The organism is Halohasta sp. A2 (assembly GCF_056175805.1).
In genome coordinates this window covers 16,999-36,527 of the sequence record NZ_JAQFWV010000019.1, presented here as the reverse complement: position 1 = coordinate 36,527, position 19,529 = coordinate 16,999, and the positions used below count along the sequence as shown (strand labels likewise).

The 19,529-nt window shown below is 63.8% G+C and carries 22 protein-coding genes and 1 pseudogene; 12 read left to right on the top strand and 11 right to left on the bottom strand.

What is annotated here, in order from left to right:
* The first annotated feature begins 75 nt into the window (after positions 1 to 75).
* From O2S87_RS07900 to O2S87_RS07890, 3 genes are all read left to right on the top strand, one after another.
* A complete protein-coding gene (locus O2S87_RS07900) occupies positions 76 to 603 on the top strand; it encodes a YqaA family protein (RefSeq protein ID WP_475408267.1) in 528 nt (175 codons plus the stop codon).
* Positions 604 to 667: 64 nt separating this feature from the next.
* Positions 668 to 1,672, top strand: a complete 1,005-nt coding sequence (locus O2S87_RS07895) for a WD40/YVTN/BNR-like repeat-containing protein (RefSeq protein WP_475408252.1) — start codon at positions 668 to 670, stop codon at positions 1,670 to 1,672.
* Between the two features lie 41 nt (positions 1,673 to 1,713).
* Positions 1,714 to 2,799 carry a geranylgeranyl reductase family protein gene (locus tag O2S87_RS07890; protein ID WP_475408251.1) on the top strand — a complete coding sequence of 362 codons (1,086 nt, stop codon included), beginning with the start codon at positions 1,714 to 1,716 and terminating at the stop codon, positions 2,797 to 2,799.
* A 123-nt stretch (positions 2,800 to 2,922) separates the two neighbouring features.
* Here O2S87_RS07890 and O2S87_RS07885 read toward each other — a convergent pair whose 3' ends face one another.
* Genes O2S87_RS07885 through O2S87_RS07870 form a run of 4 tightly spaced genes read right to left on the bottom strand, consistent with a single transcriptional unit; the run spans position 2,923 to position 6,606 of the window.
* Entirely contained in the window at positions 2,923 to 4,569 is a 1,647-nt protein-coding gene (locus O2S87_RS07885; protein ID WP_475408250.1) for a PAS domain S-box protein, read from the bottom strand.
* 48 nt (positions 4,570 to 4,617) lie between these two features.
* Positions 4,618 to 5,097: an RAD55 family ATPase gene (locus O2S87_RS07880; RefSeq protein ID WP_475408249.1), complete on the bottom strand. Its 480-nt coding sequence runs from the start codon at positions 5,095 to 5,097 to the stop codon at positions 4,618 to 4,620.
* Positions 5,098 to 5,134: 37 nt separating this feature from the next.
* Positions 5,135 to 6,250, bottom strand: coding sequence for a CAF17-like 4Fe-4S cluster assembly/insertion protein YgfZ (ygfZ, locus tag O2S87_RS07875; protein ID WP_475408248.1), 1,116 nt, complete (start codon positions 6,248 to 6,250; stop codon positions 5,135 to 5,137).
* Positions 6,251 to 6,309: 59 nt separating this feature from the next.
* Entirely contained in the window at positions 6,310 to 6,606 is a 297-nt protein-coding gene (locus O2S87_RS07870; RefSeq protein ID WP_475408247.1) for a DUF6432 family protein, read from the bottom strand.
* Positions 6,607 to 6,721: 115 nt separating this feature from the next.
* On the opposite strand from O2S87_RS07870, the gene O2S87_RS07865 reads away from it, so the two are divergent.
* The 7 genes from O2S87_RS07865 to O2S87_RS07835 all read left to right on the top strand — a co-directional run bounded on the left by O2S87_RS07865 (position 6,722) and on the right by O2S87_RS07835 (position 11,335).
* Entirely contained in the window at positions 6,722 to 7,726 is a 1,005-nt protein-coding gene (locus O2S87_RS07865) for a DUF7093 family protein (protein ID WP_475408246.1), read from the top strand.
* A gap of 67 nt (positions 7,727 to 7,793) precedes the next feature.
* On the top strand, positions 7,794 to 8,177 hold the full coding sequence (locus O2S87_RS07860) for a DUF5611 family protein (RefSeq protein ID WP_475408245.1): 384 nt from the start codon (positions 7,794 to 7,796) through the stop codon (positions 8,175 to 8,177).
* 121 nt (positions 8,178 to 8,298) lie between these two features.
* Complete coding sequence (locus O2S87_RS07855) at positions 8,299 to 9,267, top strand: ROK family protein (protein WP_475408244.1); 969 nt, start codon at positions 8,299 to 8,301, stop codon at positions 9,265 to 9,267.
* Between the two features lie 107 nt (positions 9,268 to 9,374).
* Positions 9,375 to 9,719, top strand: a complete 345-nt coding sequence (locus tag O2S87_RS07850; protein ID WP_475408243.1) for a NifU family protein — start codon at positions 9,375 to 9,377, stop codon at positions 9,717 to 9,719.
* A gap of 79 nt (positions 9,720 to 9,798) precedes the next feature.
* On the top strand, positions 9,799 to 10,452 hold the full coding sequence (gene hisH / locus O2S87_RS07845; protein WP_475408242.1) for an imidazole glycerol phosphate synthase subunit HisH: 654 nt from the start codon (positions 9,799 to 9,801) through the stop codon (positions 10,450 to 10,452).
* A gap of 113 nt (positions 10,453 to 10,565) precedes the next feature.
* Entirely contained in the window at positions 10,566 to 11,108 is a 543-nt protein-coding gene (locus O2S87_RS07840; RefSeq protein ID WP_475408241.1) for a DUF2243 domain-containing protein, read from the top strand.
* Between the two features lie 8 nt (positions 11,109 to 11,116).
* Complete coding sequence (locus O2S87_RS07835; protein ID WP_475408240.1) at positions 11,117 to 11,335, top strand: hypothetical protein; 219 nt, start codon at positions 11,117 to 11,119, stop codon at positions 11,333 to 11,335.
* Here the strand turns inward: O2S87_RS07835 and npdG are convergent.
* Complete coding sequence (npdG, locus tag O2S87_RS07830; RefSeq protein WP_475408239.1) at positions 11,332 to 12,000, bottom strand: NADPH-dependent F420 reductase; 669 nt, start codon at positions 11,998 to 12,000, stop codon at positions 11,332 to 11,334. The two genes, O2S87_RS07835 and npdG, sit on opposite strands and share 4 nt — an antisense overlap.
* Before the next feature lie 82 nt (positions 12,001 to 12,082).
* On the bottom strand, positions 12,083 to 12,949 hold the full coding sequence (locus O2S87_RS07825; RefSeq protein ID WP_475408238.1) for a TIGR01548 family HAD-type hydrolase: 867 nt from the start codon (positions 12,947 to 12,949) through the stop codon (positions 12,083 to 12,085).
* 128 nt (positions 12,950 to 13,077) lie between these two features.
* Here O2S87_RS07825 and O2S87_RS07820 point away from each other — a divergent pair, with 128 nt between their 5' ends.
* Positions 13,078 to 13,599 carry an archaemetzincin family Zn-dependent metalloprotease gene (locus tag O2S87_RS07820; protein WP_475408237.1) on the top strand — a complete coding sequence of 174 codons (522 nt, stop codon included), beginning with the start codon at positions 13,078 to 13,080 and terminating at the stop codon, positions 13,597 to 13,599.
* A gap of 296 nt (positions 13,600 to 13,895) precedes the next feature.
* On the opposite strand, the pseudogene O2S87_RS07815 reads toward O2S87_RS07820, so the two are convergent.
* The 3 genes and pseudogenes from O2S87_RS07815 to thiD form a co-directional block, all read right to left on the bottom strand.
* Positions 13,896 to 15,124: pseudogene (locus tag O2S87_RS07815) on the bottom strand (RNA-guided endonuclease InsQ/TnpB family protein).
* A 2-nt stretch (positions 15,125 to 15,126) separates the two neighbouring features.
* Entirely contained in the window at positions 15,127 to 15,270 is a 144-nt protein-coding gene (locus tag O2S87_RS07810) for a DUF2080 family transposase-associated protein (RefSeq protein ID WP_373673232.1), read from the bottom strand.
* Positions 15,271 to 15,553: 283 nt separating this feature from the next.
* Positions 15,554 to 16,861, bottom strand: a complete 1,308-nt coding sequence (thiD, locus tag O2S87_RS07805) for a bifunctional hydroxymethylpyrimidine kinase/phosphomethylpyrimidine kinase (RefSeq protein WP_475408236.1) — start codon at positions 16,859 to 16,861, stop codon at positions 15,554 to 15,556.
* A 296-nt stretch (positions 16,862 to 17,157) separates the two neighbouring features.
* On the opposite strand from thiD, the gene O2S87_RS07800 reads away from it, so the two are divergent.
* On the top strand, positions 17,158 to 17,622 hold the full coding sequence (locus O2S87_RS07800; RefSeq protein WP_475408235.1) for a DUF6789 family protein: 465 nt from the start codon (positions 17,158 to 17,160) through the stop codon (positions 17,620 to 17,622).
* 37 nt (positions 17,623 to 17,659) lie between these two features.
* Here O2S87_RS07800 and O2S87_RS07795 read toward each other — a convergent pair whose 3' ends face one another.
* A complete protein-coding gene (locus O2S87_RS07795) occupies positions 17,660 to 17,899 on the bottom strand; it encodes a hypothetical protein (RefSeq protein WP_475408234.1) in 240 nt (79 codons plus the stop codon).
* A gap of 86 nt (positions 17,900 to 17,985) precedes the next feature.
* Positions 17,986 to 19,497, bottom strand: coding sequence for a DUF790 family protein (locus O2S87_RS07790; protein WP_475408233.1), 1,512 nt, complete (start codon positions 19,495 to 19,497; stop codon positions 17,986 to 17,988).
* Between the last annotated feature and the right edge of the window lie 32 nt (positions 19,498 to 19,529).

Here is a 19,529-nt window from a genome sequence, read left to right as displayed (position 1 = left end):
GGTTTTAGCCCCCCTATCCCGACTGTGTACGCGGCAATGGAGATGTTCTATCTGTCGACGGGACAGTCGGCTGAGATGATGTATACGTCCGTGGTGAGTGTGTCCGAGGCGCTCGTCGAGTCAGCGACCGGCTGGCCGGGAGTCGGGATCATCTTCGCCTACTCGTTTCTGATCGCGTTCGCGCTTCCGGGCCCGAGCGAGGTCGTTCTCGTCGCACCGTTAGATTTCGGGTTCGGGCCTGTCGGACAGATCACGAGTATCATGCTGATCAGTGCGAGCGGCAAGGCTGCTGGGAGTCTGTTTGCGTTCCATATCGGCCAGGAGGTCAAACAGTCGGGGCCGGTCACTCGTTGGCTACGACGCTCGCGGTGGAGCATCCTCGAATGGTCGGAAAAACGATCTATCCACATCGCCCAACAGTACGGCTACGCCGGTCTCGCCGTTGCGCTGTCGGTCCCCTTCTTTCCGGATACGATCTCGATCTACGCCTTTGCGGTTCTCGAACGCGACTACGTGAAGTTCGCCATTGCGACCTTTCTCGGCAGTATCGGTCGACTGGTCGTGACAGTCGGCCTTGTTGGCGGTTTTCTGTCGGTGTTGTAAGCGCCTCGCGGCTCGTGGTTGGACTGCCATGCAGTTTTTCTATACCACACGTCGAAGGCCTCGTATGGTCACCTGCTATCTCGCCATGCGCAAGACCCTCCTCGTCGTCGACGGCGGTGACTCCCCGACCCTCGACACCCACCTCACGGACCATCGCCTCAACTGCCTCGCGGTCGACGCTGATGCACCTGATCGTCTCTTCGTCGGCACGGCCGACGCCGGACTCCTCCGCAGCGTCGACGGCGGCACGACCTTCGAGCGCGTCGGAGTCGACGACATCGGCCCCGAACTGATCACCGCGGCGGCAATCGGCACCCGGAGCCCCGACGAAATCTGGATCGGCACTGAACCCAGCCGCGTCTATCGGTCGACCGACGCGGGCGAGACGTGGACGGAAAAACCAGGCCTCACCGACCTCCAGTCGGCCTCGGAGTGGTCGTTTCCGCCGCGGCCACACACCCATCACGTCCGGTGGATCGAACCCGACCCCTACGACCGCGGGCATCTCTACGTCAGCATTGAGGCGGGCGCACTCGTCCAGAGCCACGACGGCGGCGAGACCTGGGAGGACCGCCGACCCACTGCTCGGCGGGACGTCCACTCGATGACGACCCATCCCGAGGTACCGGGCTACGCGTGGGCCGCCGCTGGCGACGGCTACGCCGAGACGCGCGACGGCGGGTCGACGTGGGCCAAACCACAGGAGGGCCTCGATCATCGCTACTGCTGGGGCGTCGCCGTCGACGCCGACGATCCGGCCTGCGTCCTCGTTTCGGCGGCCCACGGTGCGCGGTCGGCCCACTCCCCCGAGGCGGCCGACTCGTACGTCTACCGTCGACGCGACGGCGGCCGGTGGCAACGGCTCGACGGCCGTGGCCTGCCGATGGGCGAGGGCGTCGTCCGGGCCGCGCTGGCCCGCGGTCACGCTGCTGGCGAGTTTTATGCGGCGACTAACCGCGGACTCTACCGGACCGCCGATCAGGGCAGTTCGTGGACCGCGGTCGACGTTCCGTGGGGCGACTCGCTGACTGACCAGCCGCCACAGGACATTGCGGTCGTCCAGCAGTAGGAACTGACAAACTATATACGAAATCGTCCGTATCTACGGGTATGTACGATTTCGTCGTCGTCGGGGTCGGCCCTGCCGGGGCGCGCTTTGCCCGCCGTGCGGCCGAATCCGGCTTCGATGTGCTCGCCCTCGAAAAGGGGACCGTCGGCGAGCCGCTGGCCTGCTCGGGCCACGTCAGCACCGACATCTGGAACTACGTCCCCGACGAGGCCCGCGACGACCTCTTTCAGAACCGCGTCTACGGCGCGAACTTCTACACCGGTGGCCCCGACAGCGACGCCCACCTGTTCTACAAGACCGAGGAGGTCTCGAACGTCATCGATCGCGTCGACCTCGACCGCACGCTCGCCGACTGCGCCCGCCGCGCCGGAGCCGACGTGCGGGAGGGTCACACCGTCACCGCGGTCGACGAACACCGCGACCACGTAACCGTCACCGCGAGCGTCGCGGGCCAGCAAGGAACCACCGAGTTCGAGGCGAAGATGGTTGCGGGCTGCGACGGCCCCGTCTCGCGGGTCCGGGGGGCGGTCGGCCTCCCCGAACCGGGCGAGAAACTCCACGGCGTGCTGGCGTTTACCGACGAGCCGGACCACGGCGACCACGTCGACGTCCACCTCACGGTCCCGCGATTTTTCGCGTGGCGCATTCCCCGCGGCGACGCTGGGGTGGAGTACGGCCTGGCCGCGCCGCCGGGCGACGACGTGACCGCGCTGTTCGACCGCCTCACTGCCCAGTACGGCGTCGAGACCGACCGGTTCTGCTCGGGGGCGATCCCCATCGGCCCGCCAGAGTCGGTGACGACCGACCGCGTCTTCCTCATCGGTGATGCGGCCGCCCAGACCAAACCGTTCACCGGCGGCGGGATCTTGTATGGGATGACCGCTGCGGACTGTGCGGCCCGCCATATCGATCCCGACCGGCCCGACTCGCTTTCGATCTACGAGTCGGCGTGGCGACAGCAGCTGTCGACCGAGATCAGAATGGGCCACCTCGTCCGGCGGGCCTACTCGCTGCCCGAGCCGATCCAGCGCGTCGGCCTCCGGGCGCTGTCGGGCGAAATCGGCGTCCACATGGATCGGCCCTCGTCGTTCTTCTCGAAGAGCCACCTCACGCGGTTGTTTTCCTGATCAGGACTCGGAGCCCGCCGACTCCGATACTGACGGCAGCCGAACGGTGACGATGCTGCCGCGGGGGTCGGCCTCCGCGTAGTCGAGATCGCCGCCAGCGGTGTCAACGGCCCAGCGGACGAGTCACAGCCCGATGCCGATCGCGTGGTCGGTCGGTGTCTCGGTCGTGTCGGCGAACGCCTGCCGTTCGGATTCCGGGATTCCGGGGCCATCGTCGACGATCTCGACTGCGATCTCGCCGTCGGACTTCTCGACTGTAACGCTGACCTCGGGCTCGGGCTGCTCGGAGTGGCTGACGGCGTTTTCAAGCAGTTCGGCCAGGGCGAACCGGACCGAACAGCCCGACTGCACGTCGACTTGACCCGGCAGGTCGCACGTGAAGACGGCCGCCGGGTAGTTTGCGGCGAGGTCGTCGACGCAGTCCCGAACGATGCCGACGAGATCGGCCCGTGTTCGCGTTCCGGCGTCATCGTCGAGTGCCGCCCGGAACCGCCGCGTTTTCTCGCTGACCGCCAGCAAGTCCTCGGCGGTCCGGCAGATCGTACTCGCATGGAGCGGGACGGCCTCGGTTGCGGCCCCTTCGACGAGCGTCTCAGCGTGGCCCAGAATGACGTTGAGCCGGTTGCGGAGGTTGTGCCGCAGCACGCGGTCGAGTACCGCAAGTTCGTTCTGCTGGACGCGTTCGGCGCTGACGTCACGCTGGAAGCCCAGAAAGTGGGTCAGCTCGCCGTCCTGGTGGACCGGCGAGATGTTGAGGGCGTTGTACCATTCGGTGCCGTCGGATCGTTGATTGATGAGTTCGACCGATATCGGCTCGCCCGCCGCGATCGCCTCGCGAATCTCGGCGACGGTGTCGGGATCGCTCCGAGGTGACTGGGCGAACCGCGGGTTCCGGCCGACCATCGATTCGAGATCCTGCCCGGTCATCCGCTCGAACTCCCGGTTGACGTAGACGAGGGGGTTGTCCACGGCTCTGGCGTCGGTGATCGTGATGCCGACGGTCGCCTCGTCCATCGCCGTCCGGTAGAGTTCGAGTTGCGCCTCGCGTTCGTTCCGCTCGGTCATATCCCGGCAGACGAGTTCGACCGACCCGTCGTCGCCAGTGACCGTCCCCGCGGCCTCGATTGCGCGCGCCTCGCCGTCGACCGCGAGTTCGAGGTCGACGAACCCGGCCGAGCCGAGCCACCGGGCCGTCTCGATGAGGTCGGCCGCGGCCACCCGATCGCTCGGCGTGACCCGATCGAGAAACGACTGGCCCAAAAGCGGGTAACCGGAGGCAAACAGGGCGCTGGCCGCGGAGTTCGCATACCGAATCTCGCCGTCACTTCCGACGACTACCACCGCCTCCGGCAGCAGTTCGAGCAGGCGTTCGTGGTGGGCTTTCGACCGTGCCAGCTGTTTCGACTGCCGCCGAATCCCAAACAGCACGTCTAATCGGCGGCCGAGTTCGGCTTTGCGGACCGGCGGCTCGATCACGTCGGTGACCAGCGGCCCCATGACCTCGGGCACCGCAGCACGGACCGCTGGCGAAGCCGAAAAAAGCAAACAGGGCAGCGACAGCGGCCGCTCGGCTGTGATGCGTTTGAGCAGCCCATCGCCGACGGCCTCCAGCGTCGACTGATCGATGATACAGCAGTCGAACGGTACCGTCAGTAGCTCCTCGGGGTCGACCGTCTCGACAGTCACACCATCGCGTGAGCCGAGCCAGTCGACTAGTAGCTCGCGGTCCCGATCCGCGCAGATCGAACAGACGACGTGGAGCCCGATCACGTCTTCGTCGCCTCCGTGGCTGCGGTAGCGGCTCGCTCCGGGAGCTTATCACTCATGGTCCGTTGGTGAGACGTCGGGGGCTCCCGAGAGGATGCTCCGCAGCCCGGTCAGTTTCTCGCCGACGGCGATGCCTTCGTGGGTGATCTCGAAGTGCCGGAGGCTGCGCTCGAAGTCGCTGGCCCGTTTTTTGAGCACGCCGACGGCCTTACGCAGCCCGCCGTCGACCTCGTCGGGTCGGTCACCGTCGAACAGCTCGCCGCCTGGCGTGAGATCGAGAAATTCGATGACCGAAACGTCGAACCCCAGCCGACCCGCGTTGTCGACGATCGTCTCGGGGTCCTCCTCGAAGCTGAGATACAACGCGGTTTCGTCGTCCTTGTTGCCCGCAAGCAGGTAGTGGAGGCCGAAGATGGTCTTGCCAGTGCCCGGACCGCCACAGAGGTGGTACGACCGCTCGCCGAGCACCCCGCCGTGGAGGACCGAATCCAACCCGGAAACCCTCAGCAAGAGCCGAGGTTCGTTGTCCATAGCCCCGCATAGACTACGATTATGTATTAACTTATCCCTAATCTGTCGTATTCGGTGCAGGATACGTCGGCCGCCGCAGCGAGTCAGCGCTTTTATTTATAAACGGAAGGTCGACCGCCTCGGCGTCGACTGTCTCGTCGGCCGTCCCCTCGGCCGGTTCGACGCCTAATCCGTCGAGTTCAGTATCGAACGTCACGAACGCGAGTGCGATGGGTTCGCCGAGCGAGGGACTGTCGACCGCTCGCGTTACGGTGCCGATCTCCTCGGCGTCGGCGGTGACAGTCGCCTCGGCGTCGACCAGCGATTCGGTCTGCAGGCCGACCAGCCGCGAACTTGGCCGCCCACGGTTGTCGACTTTCGAGACGACCTCCTGGCCGACGTAACAGCCTTTCTCGAAGTCGAGAGCGTGTCGGAGGCCGACGGTGTTCGGAACCTGTCCGCGGAGCTCGCTTTTAAATAGTGGCGTCCCCGCTTCGAGCGTCAGCGACTCGAAGGTTCGGTAGCCGAAGGGGGCGGCGTTGAGCCCGCGATTGAGCAGCGTATCCATCACGTTCTGGGCGTCGACGGCTCCACAGATCACCTCGTAGCCCTCCTCGCCAGTGGGATTGTCGCTGGCGATCACTGTCACACCCGAGTCAGCCATCGAGCCACGCTCGAAGGTGAGTTCGGGTTCGGGCGCGCCCGCGTGGTTCAGCACGGAGGCGATCTTCTCGGTCGCCATCGGCCCGTGGACGCCGAAGACGCCGAACGTCTCGCTTGCGTCGGTGATCTCGACATCTTGAATGAACACCTTCGACTGCCAATCGTCGACGATCGATGCGGCCTCGGTGGGCGGGGCGAAAAGAAGCAGGCGCTCGCCAGCGTTGTATATATACAGGTCCGACTGGATTCGGCCCTGTGGATCGAGCAGGAGGGCGTAACAGCCGTGGCCATCCGTCTCGGGAACTCGGTTCGAGACGATGTTGTCGACGTACGCCACGCGATCTTCGCCCTCAATGGCGACGATGCCGTACCCCATTTCGATCACGCCGACGCCGTTTCGCACGGCTCGGTGAGCAACCGCCGGTCGACCGTAGTGGTCGACGACCTCGCGGTTGCCGTCGGTGATGAACGTCGCCCCAAGGTCGGTGTGACTGTCTCCGACGAGTGTCATTACTGATTCAACGTTGCCGTTAAGTAAAACAGCGACGCCTCACGGTGTGGTCGAACTGGCTACAGCCCGAGCTTCTCGCGGAGAATATCGACGAGCGATCGGTCGTCGTCGGGGACGGGATCGGTGTCGACGACGTGGTCGGCCGGCTGGATGCGAACCGACCCGCCGTGGTTGTCGACCGAAATGAGTCCGTCGGCTTTGAGCGTCGACAGCGCGTGCTCGATCCGGTCGATATCGCGGTCGACGACCGCCCGGAGTTCGAGGACGGTCATTCCCTCGTCGGCACGCTCGACGAGCGCGTCGAGAACCTCGACCTCGACGGCAGGCCGATCCCGAAACTCGGGCTTGGCTCCCATGGGTACATGTAGAAACGGTACGGATTTACGTCTACCGGAGCCAGCGGTCAGGAGCGTCAGACGGACGGCAGACAGAGGGAGTAGCTTTTAGTCTCGTACATCGGAATGTGGCCTAATGGGATTCCGGTGTCTGCTCAGCCACGATTTCGGCGAGCCCGAACTCGAACGCGAACGCGAAGAACAAGGAAACGAAGTCGTCATCACGGTCAACGAGGTCAAAACCTGCATACGCTGCGGCGAACGGCGGATCGTCAGCGAGAACACGGAGGTCACCTCGATGGACCAACTCACCGCGACGGCGACCGCCGCCGAGCCATCCGGCAGCGCCGACAGGGCCGCGCCCGGCAGCGCACAAGCGACAGGTGTCGACGCCGACCAGCCAGCAACCGCCGCCAACGCGTCGTCGACCGCAGCCGACCAGTCAGCGAGCGCCGCTGGCTCAAGCGCCAGCGTGACTATCGACGACTCGGTAACGACGACCGACGATGCCGAACTGCTGACCGACGAGACCGATGAAGCCGACGGTACCAGCGAACCCGACACCGCCGAAACGCTCGGCGCGGCCCAGCCCGCCAACATGACCGTCGACGACGTGGAGGCCGCCGCGGCGACGCCGGCCGAGCCTGTCGAGGCCGCCGAAGACGACGGGCTGATTCTCCCGAACGAACCCAGAGACGAGCCGGATTCGAGTGATGCTGGGGCCACTGACGCCGACGAGTCGACCGACCGTGAGCCCGGCGAGTGGCCCGAATATGATGCCGAGGAGGTCGCTGACGAGGGAAGCGACCACTCGTGGCCATCGGTGCGAGACGACGATGACGAAGGGTTTGCGGCCGAAGAGCCCACCGAAGGCGGCCCTGACGATATGACGTTCGGCGGCGGCTTCACCCCGGAGATCACCAACACTGAGCGCTCGACAGCCAGCGGCGAGGAGGTCGAACTCTCGTTTACTCGTGCTGAACAACCCTCGGTCGACTTCGAGCCGACGGTCGACGATATCCAAACCGAGTTCTACTGCCCCGAATGCGGGCTTTCGCGGCAGGCTGGCAACTCCTCGATGCGGGCTGGCGACATCTGTCCGAACTGCAAACGAGGCTACATTTCCGAGCGCCCGATTTAACTGTTCAGCTACCTATCAGATCTAAACGACGAAACAGGTAAAGCATCGCCTCGCCAACCCCTGGGCGATGAAGGAGTACAAGATGCGTCGCGGCGAGCATCTCGACGACCGCGTCCCCGACCTCAAGTCGACGATCGAATCGTATTTTGGACCGGTAACCGGAACCGAAACCAGAGACGGCCACGAGCTGTACGCGATCGACGAACCCACCAACCCCGTGTTCGACCGGATTCTCGTTGGTGCGGCCGAATACAGTAGCAAGAAAGACCAGTTGATCGTTCACTTCGAAGAACGACCCGCTGAGGAGGTTATCGCAGCCGGTGAGGCCGATGCGGCCGCCGAAGCGGTCTCACTGAAAAACGAATTTCTGCTTGAGGCGACCGGACGCGATGCGAAGTCCCGCCGCAAGTCGATGAAACGTACTGTCGAAGACGACGCGCCCGACTACTGAACCGGTAGCTGTCGACCGTACCCTGTTGGCAGAGTGACGTATCAGTCACTGTTGTGCGAACACTATTCACTGGTGAGTAAAAGCGGCTCAATTAAGTGCTATCGCCCTCCCTATTTGCGTGATGGCCTACTACGTGGGCGTCGATCTCGGGGCAACGAACGTCCGAGCGGTCGTCGCGGATGAGTCGGCGACGATCCTCGGCGCTGCCCGCGGGTCGACGCCGCGCGGACCGACTGGCATTGCGATCACCGAAGCGATCCTGGATCTCATCCGTGAGGCGGCCGCCGAGGTCGGCATCGATCCCTCGGTGGCGACTGCCTGCGGCATCGGCTCGATCGGGCCGCTCGATTTGGCCGCGGGCGCGGTCGAAGACCCTGCCAACCTCCCCGATTCGATCGACCGGATCCCGCTGACCGGGCCGATCTCGAAACTGCTGGCGACCGACGAGGTCTACCTCCACAACGACACGATCGCGGGCGTCATCGGCGAGCGGTTCCACTCCGAGCGCAATCCCGACGACATGGTGTATCTGACGATGTCTTCGGGGATCGGCGCAGGCATCTGTGTCGACGGCCACGTCATCGGCGGCTGGGACGGCAACGCGGGCGAGGTCGGCCACATGACATTGGATCCGCAAGGAATCATGACCTGCGGCTGCGGCCACGACGGCCACTGGGAGGCCTACTGCTCGGGCAACAACATCCCCAAATACGCCACCCGCCTCCACGACGAGGACCCGATCAACACCGCCCTCTCACTCGAAGACCCGGAGTTTTCGGCGGTCGACGTGTTCGAACACGCTGGTGACGACACGTTTGCCGACCACGTAATCGAGCAGGTCACCCACTGGAACGCGATGGGCGTCGCCAACATCGTCCACGCCTACGCCCCCCTGGTGATCAGCGTCGGCGGGGCGGTCGCACTCAACAATCCCGAGCTGGTGGTCAAGCCACTGCGCGAGCGACTCGACGAAATGGTGATGTCGAACATCCCCGAGGTCAGGCTGACCGCCCACGGCGACGACGTCGTCGTCATGGGCGCGGTCGCCAGCGCACTCACCGATGGTACGGGTGATCGTTCGCGGCTCTGAGTTGGCGCGCCGCTGCGGCCGGTCGCGGTGCTAACGCGGATGATCGTTTGTGATCGATTCGCATACGAACCACAACTTTCCCATACTTGCGGCTCGAAGGATACCTAATGAGCGACGAGAGCCAACCGAACGGAGCAAGCCTGAAATCACGGGTCGAAAAATGGGTGGTCAAACAGATGCCGATCATCCAGATGCACGGCGGCACGAGCGTGGTTCGGGAGGCCGATCCCGAAAGCGGGCTCGTCGTCATCGAACTCGGCGGCACCTGTTCGGGCTGTGGGATCTCGAACATCACCGCACAGAACATCCAGCGGGACCTCTACTACGAGTTCGAAGAGATCGAAGACGTCCAGATCAAGGTCCCCTCGACCGGCGATACGGGCGCTGACACGGTCGAGGGCGGCCGCGGCGGCGATCTCCAGTTCTCCAACGAGTCGGCCGGTCACTTCTGAGGCCCGTCTCTCTGGGTCTCTATATTTTCGGCGTTGTTCGAACGGAAAACCCCTTGTCTCCGGCCCCCAGAGTCTGCGTATGAGCGCGACCTCACCCGAACAGACGGCCGCCGAGATCGTCGTCGTCGACTACGGCCTCGGCAACCTCCGCAGCGTCACCCGCGGCCTCGAACGCGCCGGCGCGGGCGTCACGATCTCCGAAGACCCTGAGACGTTCGCCGACGCCGACGGCATCGTTCTCCCCGGTGTCGGCGCGTTCCGCGAGGGGATGGACAACGCTGGCCCCTACCGCGAGGCACTGGCCGAGGCCGCCGAGCGCGGCCAGCCCATCTTCGGTATCTGTCTCGGCATGCAGATGTTGCTCGGTTCGAGCGAGGAGGCCGAACACGCCGGCGAGGGCGATGTAGAGGGGCTGAACTTCATTCCGGGAACCAACGTCCGGTTCGACGTCGACCGCAAGGTCCCGCACATGGGCTGGAACGAACTCGACGTCCAGCGCGACCACCCGATCGTCGAGGGCGTGGATGGCGAGTACGCCTATTTCGTTCACTCCTACTATGCCGATCCGGACGACGAAAACACGGTCGTCGCCACCGCCGACTACGGCGTCGACTTCCCGGCGGTCATTGCCAACGACGAGGGAACCGTCTTCGGCACGCAGTTCCACCCTGAAAAAAGCGGCGAGACCGGCCTGCGGATCCTGCGAAACTTCGTCGACCTCTGCGCCGAGTAGTCGCCTATATCCACCCCTAATACTCCTTTTTTCGCTACACTGTAGCAGTCAGTTTCTGGTACGTTCAGCAAACCGGCCACACGTCTCTTTATTAGGGCGGTCGACCCACTCCCATGGTCGACTCCCAGCAGACGACCACTACAGGTCACACGCCGAAAGCCGTACGTCGGCGCGGGCTGCTCGCGGCGGGCGTTTTCGGTTTCGGCTTCAGCGGCCTCGTCGACGTGCTCGTCCTCCACCACATCCTCCAGTGGCACCACCTCGTCTCCGGGATGTATCCGATGAATACACTCAACGGCCTCCGAATCAACGTCTTCGCCGACGGTCTGTTTTCGCTCGCTATGCTGCTCATCGCGGGCGTTGGTGCTGGTCTGCTGTGGCGCGCCGAGCGGCGGACGGCCGCGCCGCTGGCGGTTCGACCCGTCGCTGGAGCGGCCGTGATCGGTCTCGGCGTTTTTGATCTCTTCGACGCCGTCGTCGACCACGCGCTGTTGGGTCTCCACCAACCGGTTGGCCCCGGCGGCGAGCCGTTCTCGCTTGGCGGCCAGTACAACCCCCACTGGATCGTGATCAGTCTGCTGTTCATCATCGCTGGCTACTACCTCTACAGCACGGCAGTTACGCGTCGACAGACCGATCCGGACGAACGGGTCTGATCACCACGATGGTTCTTTCACACGCCAGCGTTGCTGTCGGGTTGGTGGGTTCCACGCTCGCGCTACACGAAGCCTCAGCAGCACAGCCCGTCCCACACTGGGTCGTACTCCTCGCGGTCGTTCCAGCCCTCTGGCTCTGTATCGGTGGGGCCGTGGTCGCGGTCGACCGACTGCTCGACTGGATCGAACACGACACAAGTGATGAATCAGCCGCAGAAACGCGTTAGTCGAAGCGGACGCCCAGATCGTGCAGGCCGCTGTTGTTCATCGCGACGTTGATAAGCAGTGGCGTCACCGACTCGACCTCGGCGGCATTGGCGACCCCGCCCGCGTCCAGCGCGCGCAGGCCGTCAATGTCCTCGGCGAGCGATTTGACCGTCGACTTCGCCGACTCGTCGTCGCTTATCAGCAGGGTGTCGATCCGTAACTCCGCATCGAGATCGGTCAGCCGTCCGGCCGCGAGGTTGTGGAACGCGCCGACCACGGGGACGCCGTCGGGCGCGGCGTCGACCGCGAGTTTCGTCACGCTGCCCGCGCCGGGGCGGTGGTAGTGAAAGCCGTCCTCGTCGCGTTTCATCCCCGTCGCGGGGGTGATGAGGATGTCACCCTCCGCAAGCGACCCCTCGACCGCCTCGATGGTGTCGGCGATGTGGTAGGCCGGAACCGCCAGCACGACCACGTCGGCCCGGTCGGCGGCCATCGCGTTTTCGAACCCCGTGATCTTGATGTCGACGCCGCGGCTCTCGATTTCGGCCTCGTACTCGTCGGCTTTCGCGCGTGCCTTTTCTGGGTCACGCGAGCCGATCACGATGTCGTGGTCGCTGTGGAACGCCCATCGGAGCGCAAGTCCTTCGCCGATGTCGCCAGTGCCGCCAAGGAGTGCGATTCGCATAGAAAACAGTGGGGATGGTTCAGCCCTAAGACTTGCGTGTGCGGCGAACCGACCCGGTATCGATGGGGGCGGTAGTCGGTGACTAATTCAAATACTCCGGCAGTTCGTTGATCGATTCGAGCACCGCCGTAGCCCCAGCTTTGTGGAACTTCTCGCGTCCCGACTCGCCGGTCAGTCCGCCGGTCAACACGCCGATCCCGTCGTACGTCGACCCATCGTCTTCGGCGTCGGCGTTGACAGCCGTCTCGATGTCGTCCAGTGTGTCGCCGACGAACACGACGGCCTCGGAATCGAAGCGCTCAGCGAGCGTCATGAGTGCGTGGGGGTGTGGCTTGCCCTGCTCCCAGTTGTCCATGGTAAACCGATGGGCGTCGTCGACCGCCAATCCAACCCGATCGAGCGCGATCGTCGCCTCGGCGGCCGGTCGACCCGTCACCACACCCACCTCGTAGCGCTCGGTCAGCACATTGAGTGTTTCGGGGTCGACGATCACCGGCTCGTCGTGGATGTAACCCGGCGTCTCGAACGGTGGTTCTTCGCCTTCGAGTTCGCCGTAGAGGTCGGCACCGAGGTAGAGCGCCTGAAACACCCGGCGGAGTTCGTCGGGGTCCCACTCGTCGACGACCTGCTCGAACGCCGCGTTGGGGAGGTCGGCCGCCAGCGTGGCCTCTGCGCCCTCCAACCCGCCGCCGTGGTGGGCGATATCCTCGGCGAACGTCTCGAACGACCCGTTGTAGCCCGCCTGCTTCGCAAGGACGTAGAGCGCGACCGCGTCGGTCACGAGCCAGTCGTTGTTGAAGCCGCCGGCGTCCTTCAGCGCCTGGATGGCTTCGCGGTCGACCGTCTTGCCGTACATCCGGTCGACCGATTCGATCACTGCCCGGCGGTAGGAGTCGGCGACGTCGACCAGCACTCCGTCGATATCGAGTACGACCGTATCTACGTCCATCACTGACCTCGAAACGGGGCACTGAAAAAAACGTACCGAGTCGGTGGTGTTCGTCGGGGGTCGACAATCGCGAGACGGAACGCTTGTCCGGCGTGAGACTTAATAATAGCCCCTTCATATCGGATGCTATGCTCGTCGATATCGTGCCGATAGGGGATGTTCCCGCGCAAGTAAAGCGGGAGTCCTCGGCCGGCCTGCGCTCGGTCTACGGCTGTGACGTGCGGGTCCAAGACAGCCAGCCGATCCCCGACGGCGCGTTCGACCCCAACCGGAACCAACACCGCGCGGAGGACCTCATCGAACTCGTCAGCCGGGTTGGAACCGGAGAGAAAAACATCGGCATCACCGCCAATGACCTCTACTACCGCCGCCGCAACTACGTCTTTGGACTGGCCTATCTGAACGGAAACGGCTCGGTGATCTCGACGTACCGCCTCCAGACCTCCTCGGACGGCGGCATCTCGACCAAGCCCGCAACCGAAGTGTTCGCCGACCGCGTCCGCAAAGAGGTCGTCCACGAGATCGGCCACACCATCGGCCTCGAACACTGCGACAACTCCAAATGCGTCATGAGTTTTTCGCCCACCGTTCGCGAAGTCGACGTCAAAGAGGAGAACCTCTGTGGCACCTGTAGTCGACTCGTTCACTGAGCATCGTCACTTAGTTTTTTGAGCGTTGTTACCCGGTTCGGTTTCGGTCACGCTCCGTGTGTGTTCGATCACATGCTCTCGATCCCCCGATACCTAACCATGTAGGGTAACCACTCTTATTCATAGACTACCTGCCTACAGATACAGGGAGCATCACCGGTGTTCGTCCCCCTCACTGTTGGTGATCTCTTTGCTCCCCTTACCACGTCGGTACCCCCTGCCGGTGTGGTCCGCGGTTTTCGAAACCGAACGGCACTCTCGTGTCCTCTGATCGCTGATCTCATGTCTCCAGTGAACTACCCCGCCCTGCTCGGCCTGACGGCCTCGCTGAGGACGGGGCTTCCTGTTTCCACGACGCGCTTTGCAGGAACCGAATTGGTTCCCGTAGGGAGCGCAGTCTCCACAGGCATTGAATCGGGGTGAACCACTCCTACTTGATCGAGTCCGCGTGAAAGGATGTTGTAGGCGGCGTTGAGGTCGCGATCCGCTTCGAACCCGCATGAAGGACACGAGTGTTCGCGGACCCACAGCGGCTTGTCGGTCGAAACACCGCACTTCGAACACTTTTTCGTCGTTCCTCGCGGATCGACGGCGGCGAAGTGCGTGCCTTCGCGTTCGCACTTGTACTCCACCATCCGCAGGAACGTTCCCCACGCCGCCCCCGCTCGGTTCCGACTGTTGGACGGCAGTTCCATCAACCCCTTGGCGTCGAGGTCTTCGACCGCTACAAGGTCGTATTCCCGAGCGTAGTACGCCGAGAGCTTGTGAAGGAAGTCCCGACGCTTTCGCTTCAAGTCAGCTTGGCGTTGGGCCACTACGCGCTGTTGCTTCTCGTAGTTCGCCGATCCGTGTTCCTTCCGCGAGAGGTCGCGTTGTCCACGCTCCAACCGCTCGCGTTCCTCGGAGAGGTCGGGACCTTTAACGGCAGTTCCGTCGCTGTCGTGGGCGTACTTCAGGATACCCACGTCGATCCCGACGCATTTCTCGGGGTTCTCGGGCTTCGGTGGCGCGTCGTTCTCGGTTTCGATGCCGAGGACGGCGAACCATTCGCCCGTTGACTCCTGTTTGACAACGACCTCCTTGATCATGGCATCGTCGGGAACCTTGCGGTGGTAGACTATCGGAATGTCACCGATCTTAGAAAGAGAGAGTACAGGCCGACCGCTCGTGTTGTTGAGCTTGAAGCCGGTTTGACTGTACGTGATCGAGCGATATTCCTGCGGAGCCTTCCACCGTAGTTCGCCGACACGGTAGCCGTTGTCTTTCCGCCCCTTCAGCGTCGAGAGATTGTCGTACAACCGCTGAACGACTTTCTGAAGCACCTTCGAGTGAACGTCCTTTAGATCGGACCACTCGCGTTTGAGGTCGGGAAGGAGAGACTGTTCGGAGTAGGCGGAGGTTCCGTCTACTCGGTTGAGTCGGTGAAGGAAGTGGTTGTAGACCTGTCGGCAGGTATCGACGTCCACGCCAACCGCTCGTGGAGTTTGTCGGACGGTTTGAGCCGATACCTGTAGTTGTAGCGCATACCTACTCATCGGATGGATCGGTGACGCGAACGACCTTGACGGTCGCACCGGCCCACGCTTTCGGGACGTAGACGTGCGCGCCGTTGCCGGATCGTTTGGCTTCTGTTTCGAGGACTTCGTGTCCTTCGACCTCGTACCGATCCATTAAGAGTATCTACCTCGTAGATACACAAAAAGCTACTGATAGCGTGGGCCTGTGGGCCAGCAGTATCGCATTGATGAAAGACGATGACGGCGCTGTATCCCCTCCCTACGACCTCGCTTCGCTCCGTCGTTGAGGAAGGGGCCTTAGCGCCTGCGGTTAGGTAACCCAGCAGCCGTTCTTTCTTCTTTATATACTTCCTCTCTCCTCTGACGGGCGTGTTGACACCACGTTCAGGGACTGGCGGTCGAAGGGAGGTCGACGTTCGGTCGAACTCCGGTCGACGTCACTCCGTAATTAGGCCGTTGTGGAGCCGAAGGGTTCGTTCAATCAGGGTTTCGGCATCGGTGGCGACCAGAATCACGCTGGGCTGTCGACCATCGCCTTCGTGGTCGATCATGGCCACTGGCCGGGATTCTGTCTCGCTGTCGACAGCCACGACTGGTCCTTCCAGCGTCGACAGCGCGGATTCGATGCTCTCGTCGAACCGACAGCTGATCGCGAACCGAAGCTCCGGGTGCGTTTCGCGAGCCGCCAACAACCGGATCGCCAGCGCGGTCGATCCGCCCGACCGGACGCCCGCCGTGGGTCGAAGCCCGATTCGGGCCCGGTGGATTCGCCCGTCGACGCCAACGACTTCGGCGGGCGTCTCGGCGTACCGTGTCGCACCGACGACTTCCATCCCCTCGTCGGCAACAAGGGGTTCGACGTGTCGGTCGACCAGCCGAGCGACGATCTCGTCGACTGCCTCGCTCACCGCCACTCGGTCGGCCCGCTCGCGGAGGTCGACCATGTGGTGGACCGATCCCGGCCCCGTCCCAACGTCAAGTCCGTAGCGGACGGCGCGCTCCATGAACGCTACGCCGCTGCCGACCGCCGCCGCCAGCGGTTCGCCACCAGCGAGTCGCGCTGCGATCGCGCTCGACAGCGTACAGCCCGAGCCGTGGGTCGCGTCAGTTTTGACCCGCGGGTGGCTGAACTGCTCGGTTCGTGTCCCGCCGTCTTCGCGCACGACGAGCGTGTCGACCACCTCGTCGCCCTCCAGGTGGCCACCCTTGACGAGCGCGGCGTCAGTCCCCTGGTCGACCAACATCTCGGCGGCGGCCTCGGCGGCGGCCGCGTCGTCGATCTCCATGTCGGTCAGAATCTCGGCCTCGTCGACGTTCGGCGTGACGAGCGTCGATCGGGCGATCAACTCGTTGTACGCATCCTCGGCATCCTCGCTCAGCAGTCGGTCGCCGGTCGCCGCGACCATCACGGGGTCGACAACGACGGGGCCTGAAAAGCCAGCCAGACAATCGACGACCGTCTCGATCACGGGTGCGGTCGCCAACATCCCGGTTTTGATCGCGCCGACATCGAAATCCTCGTCGACCGCCCGAAACTGGGCGGTGATATGATCGGACGGAAGCACGTTCACGTCGTGGACGCCTGCCGTGTTCTGGGCCGTCGTGGCCGTGATGACGGAGGTGCCGAAGACGCCGTGGGCTTCCATCGTCTTCAGGTCGGCCTGGATGCCCGCCCCGCCGCCCGAGTCGCTGCCGGCGATCGTCAGCGCGACCGGCGGCGACACCGGGGCGTACTGTCGACTCATCGGCTGGACCCTCCGGCGGTGTGGTCGAACACCACTGTCGACGGTTGTACTGCACTGATCATAGACGTCCTACTCGCCCACTCCGTTAAGATGTATTGACTGATCGATACTGCTAGGTGGATCGATACTGCTAGGTGGATCGATACTGCTCGGTGTCGAGCCTCGTGGGTGAGGACGGTTCGTCACGCGCCGTCGTCTTTCTTTTAAACCCGACTGTCGACAACTCAGACACAAACCGAGTTTTATGTCGACGCCTGCTGTGGTGGTGGTATGATGCCTGTCGTCAGTGAGTCCGGATGAACAGGATTGCAGGCGGGATACTCGGCGGTGCGACCGGGATTGCGGTGATGTCGCTCGTCTTTCTCATGCTGGAGGTCGAAACCAGAGAGGAGGTCCAGGCGTTCGATGCGGTCGCTCGCTACGTCGGGATGCCCGGAAACACCGTTCTCGGATTTATCATCTTTGCGGCCGTCGGCACGCTCATCTGGCCCCTGTTGTTCGTCGCCATCGAACCCTCGCTTCCGTTCGACGACTCGGCGTCGAACGGCATGATCCTGGGTGCGGCCCTCTGGATCGCGTTCATCGTCCTCGGTCGTGGCGAGCTGACCGGCCCGTTGTTGGTTGTTTTCGCAGGCTTTACGCTGTTGGCTCATCTCGCCTACGGCTTTTTGGTCGGCTCGCTGTACGATCGGTTCGGCGAGTCGACCAGCTCGACGCCCACCCGTTCGCAGGACGCCGAGGTCGACGGCAATCCACCCTGAACCGCTCGGTCGCTGGAGCGCGAGTATATAAATAGGTTTACGCGTTCGACTCGGACCGACCCATCGCCCAGTCGGCGAGTTCGTCGCCGTAGCGATGGAGTAGGAGTGGGATTACGATACCGAGCGGCGACCATCGGTAGGCGAGCACTGCCAACCCAATGAGGAACAACCCAACGCGTTTGTTACCCCGGAGCAGGGCCCGAACACCGTTGGCTGCCACCGTCACGACGCTGAACCGTTGGGACCATTTCGAGCCAAGCAGCCGTTTGAGGACCATACAGTCCGAACGGGTCGAACGCTCAAAAAGCCCGTGTCGGTCGACACTGACTATCGAGGTTCGAGGACGCCACCAATCGACACAGACTATCGGGGTTCGAGGATGCCACCGGTCAACCCCTCCCAGATGACCCGGTAGTCGAGCACCGCTAACACCGCGCTGGCGTCGGTCAGCCCGTGTTCTTCGATGATTGTCTCCGCATCTGCAAACGACATCCCGGCCGAAAGCTCCGCGTCAATCGCCGACAATACGTCGGGCCGGACCACCCACTGACCGACCCGCTCGTGGTCCGGAAACGTTCGACCGTCGAGCAGGTCGACCGAGACACCGTACTCGCTGGCGAGCGCAGCCAACTCGATCACGTCGGCCTCCGGGTGGAGTTCGTCGGGCAACTCGGCGGCGGCTTCGTCGACGAGGTCGGCTTCGTACTCCCGAAGCACGTCGACCACGTCCTTGAGGCGCACCGAGCCGGTGTAGGCGATTGCGCGATGATCGGTCGCTTGGATCTTCTCGCCGACGCCCAGCGAGTCGTCGACCGCGACGATGAGGTCGACGTCCTCGAGGCCGTCCAACTGCGCGAGTTTCTTCTCGACGTACTCGGGCGTCCAAAACCCCATCACCTCGAAGTAGACCCGAAACGGTGCGTACCGGTAGTCGAAGGCGAAATCGGGGATCATCACGCTCGTCCCCGTTTCGAGGAGGTCCGGCTCCCGAACGAGGTCCCAGTCGAGATCGAGCGCCGAAAACCGGGCGGCAAACTCGCGTTCGACGCCGCTGTCGTAGCTCGGCTCGGCGATGGGGTCGACGCCGGGCACCGACACATCGCGCTGGGTCAGTACGAGCGCTCGCTCGGTGCCGCGGTCGTCGACTGTCGCTCGGAGCTCCCACTCGCGGGTCGTCGCGACCGACCGAAGCAGGCGGGCGAAGGCGGTGCCGTACCGCCGCGTTCGGCGAAAGAGCCGGTCGGGGCCGGTGACGACGACGGTTCGCTGTGTGAGCCCCTCGGAGTCGGCGCGTTCGATCTCGTACATCAGTCGAAGCCGTTTGACCGCCGAAATCAGTCGACGGGGATCGTCGCTCGTGAGTCGGACCTCGGTGGCGTCGAACAGCGCAGTCTGGGCCAGCGAGAGGTTGTACTGCTCGATCAGGCTTTCGGGGCTCCAGCGGGGGTCGAACGCCGTCAGCCGCTGGTTGCAGTCGCGGTCGGCGTACAACGATTCCTCGACGGCGTCGATGCCGACCGCGAGTCGGTCGGCCGCGCGGGCAATTGCCCGTTCGCGTTCGTCAGGGGTGGCGACACCCACGGCCTCGGCGGCTTCGAACACGCGTCGACGGCTGCGTTCGGGCGGCAGCGGCGCGACCGTCTCGAAGGTGGCCTCACGGTCAAGCAGGGCGGCGAACCCGCGGACGAGTTTGAAATCGGACTCGGCGCGTTCGATCGACTCGACAGCGGCGTCGACTTCACGCCGGGGGCGGTCGACGTGCTCCCGATAGGTCTCGATCAGTCGCGCAGCGAGCGGTCGGTGCTCGGAGCCGACGAACTCCGGGCGGTAGCTGCCGCCCCGACGCGAGACACGGAGGAGGTCTTTCGTCAGCACGGCGGTTCGTACTCCGTCGACTTTTAAAAAGC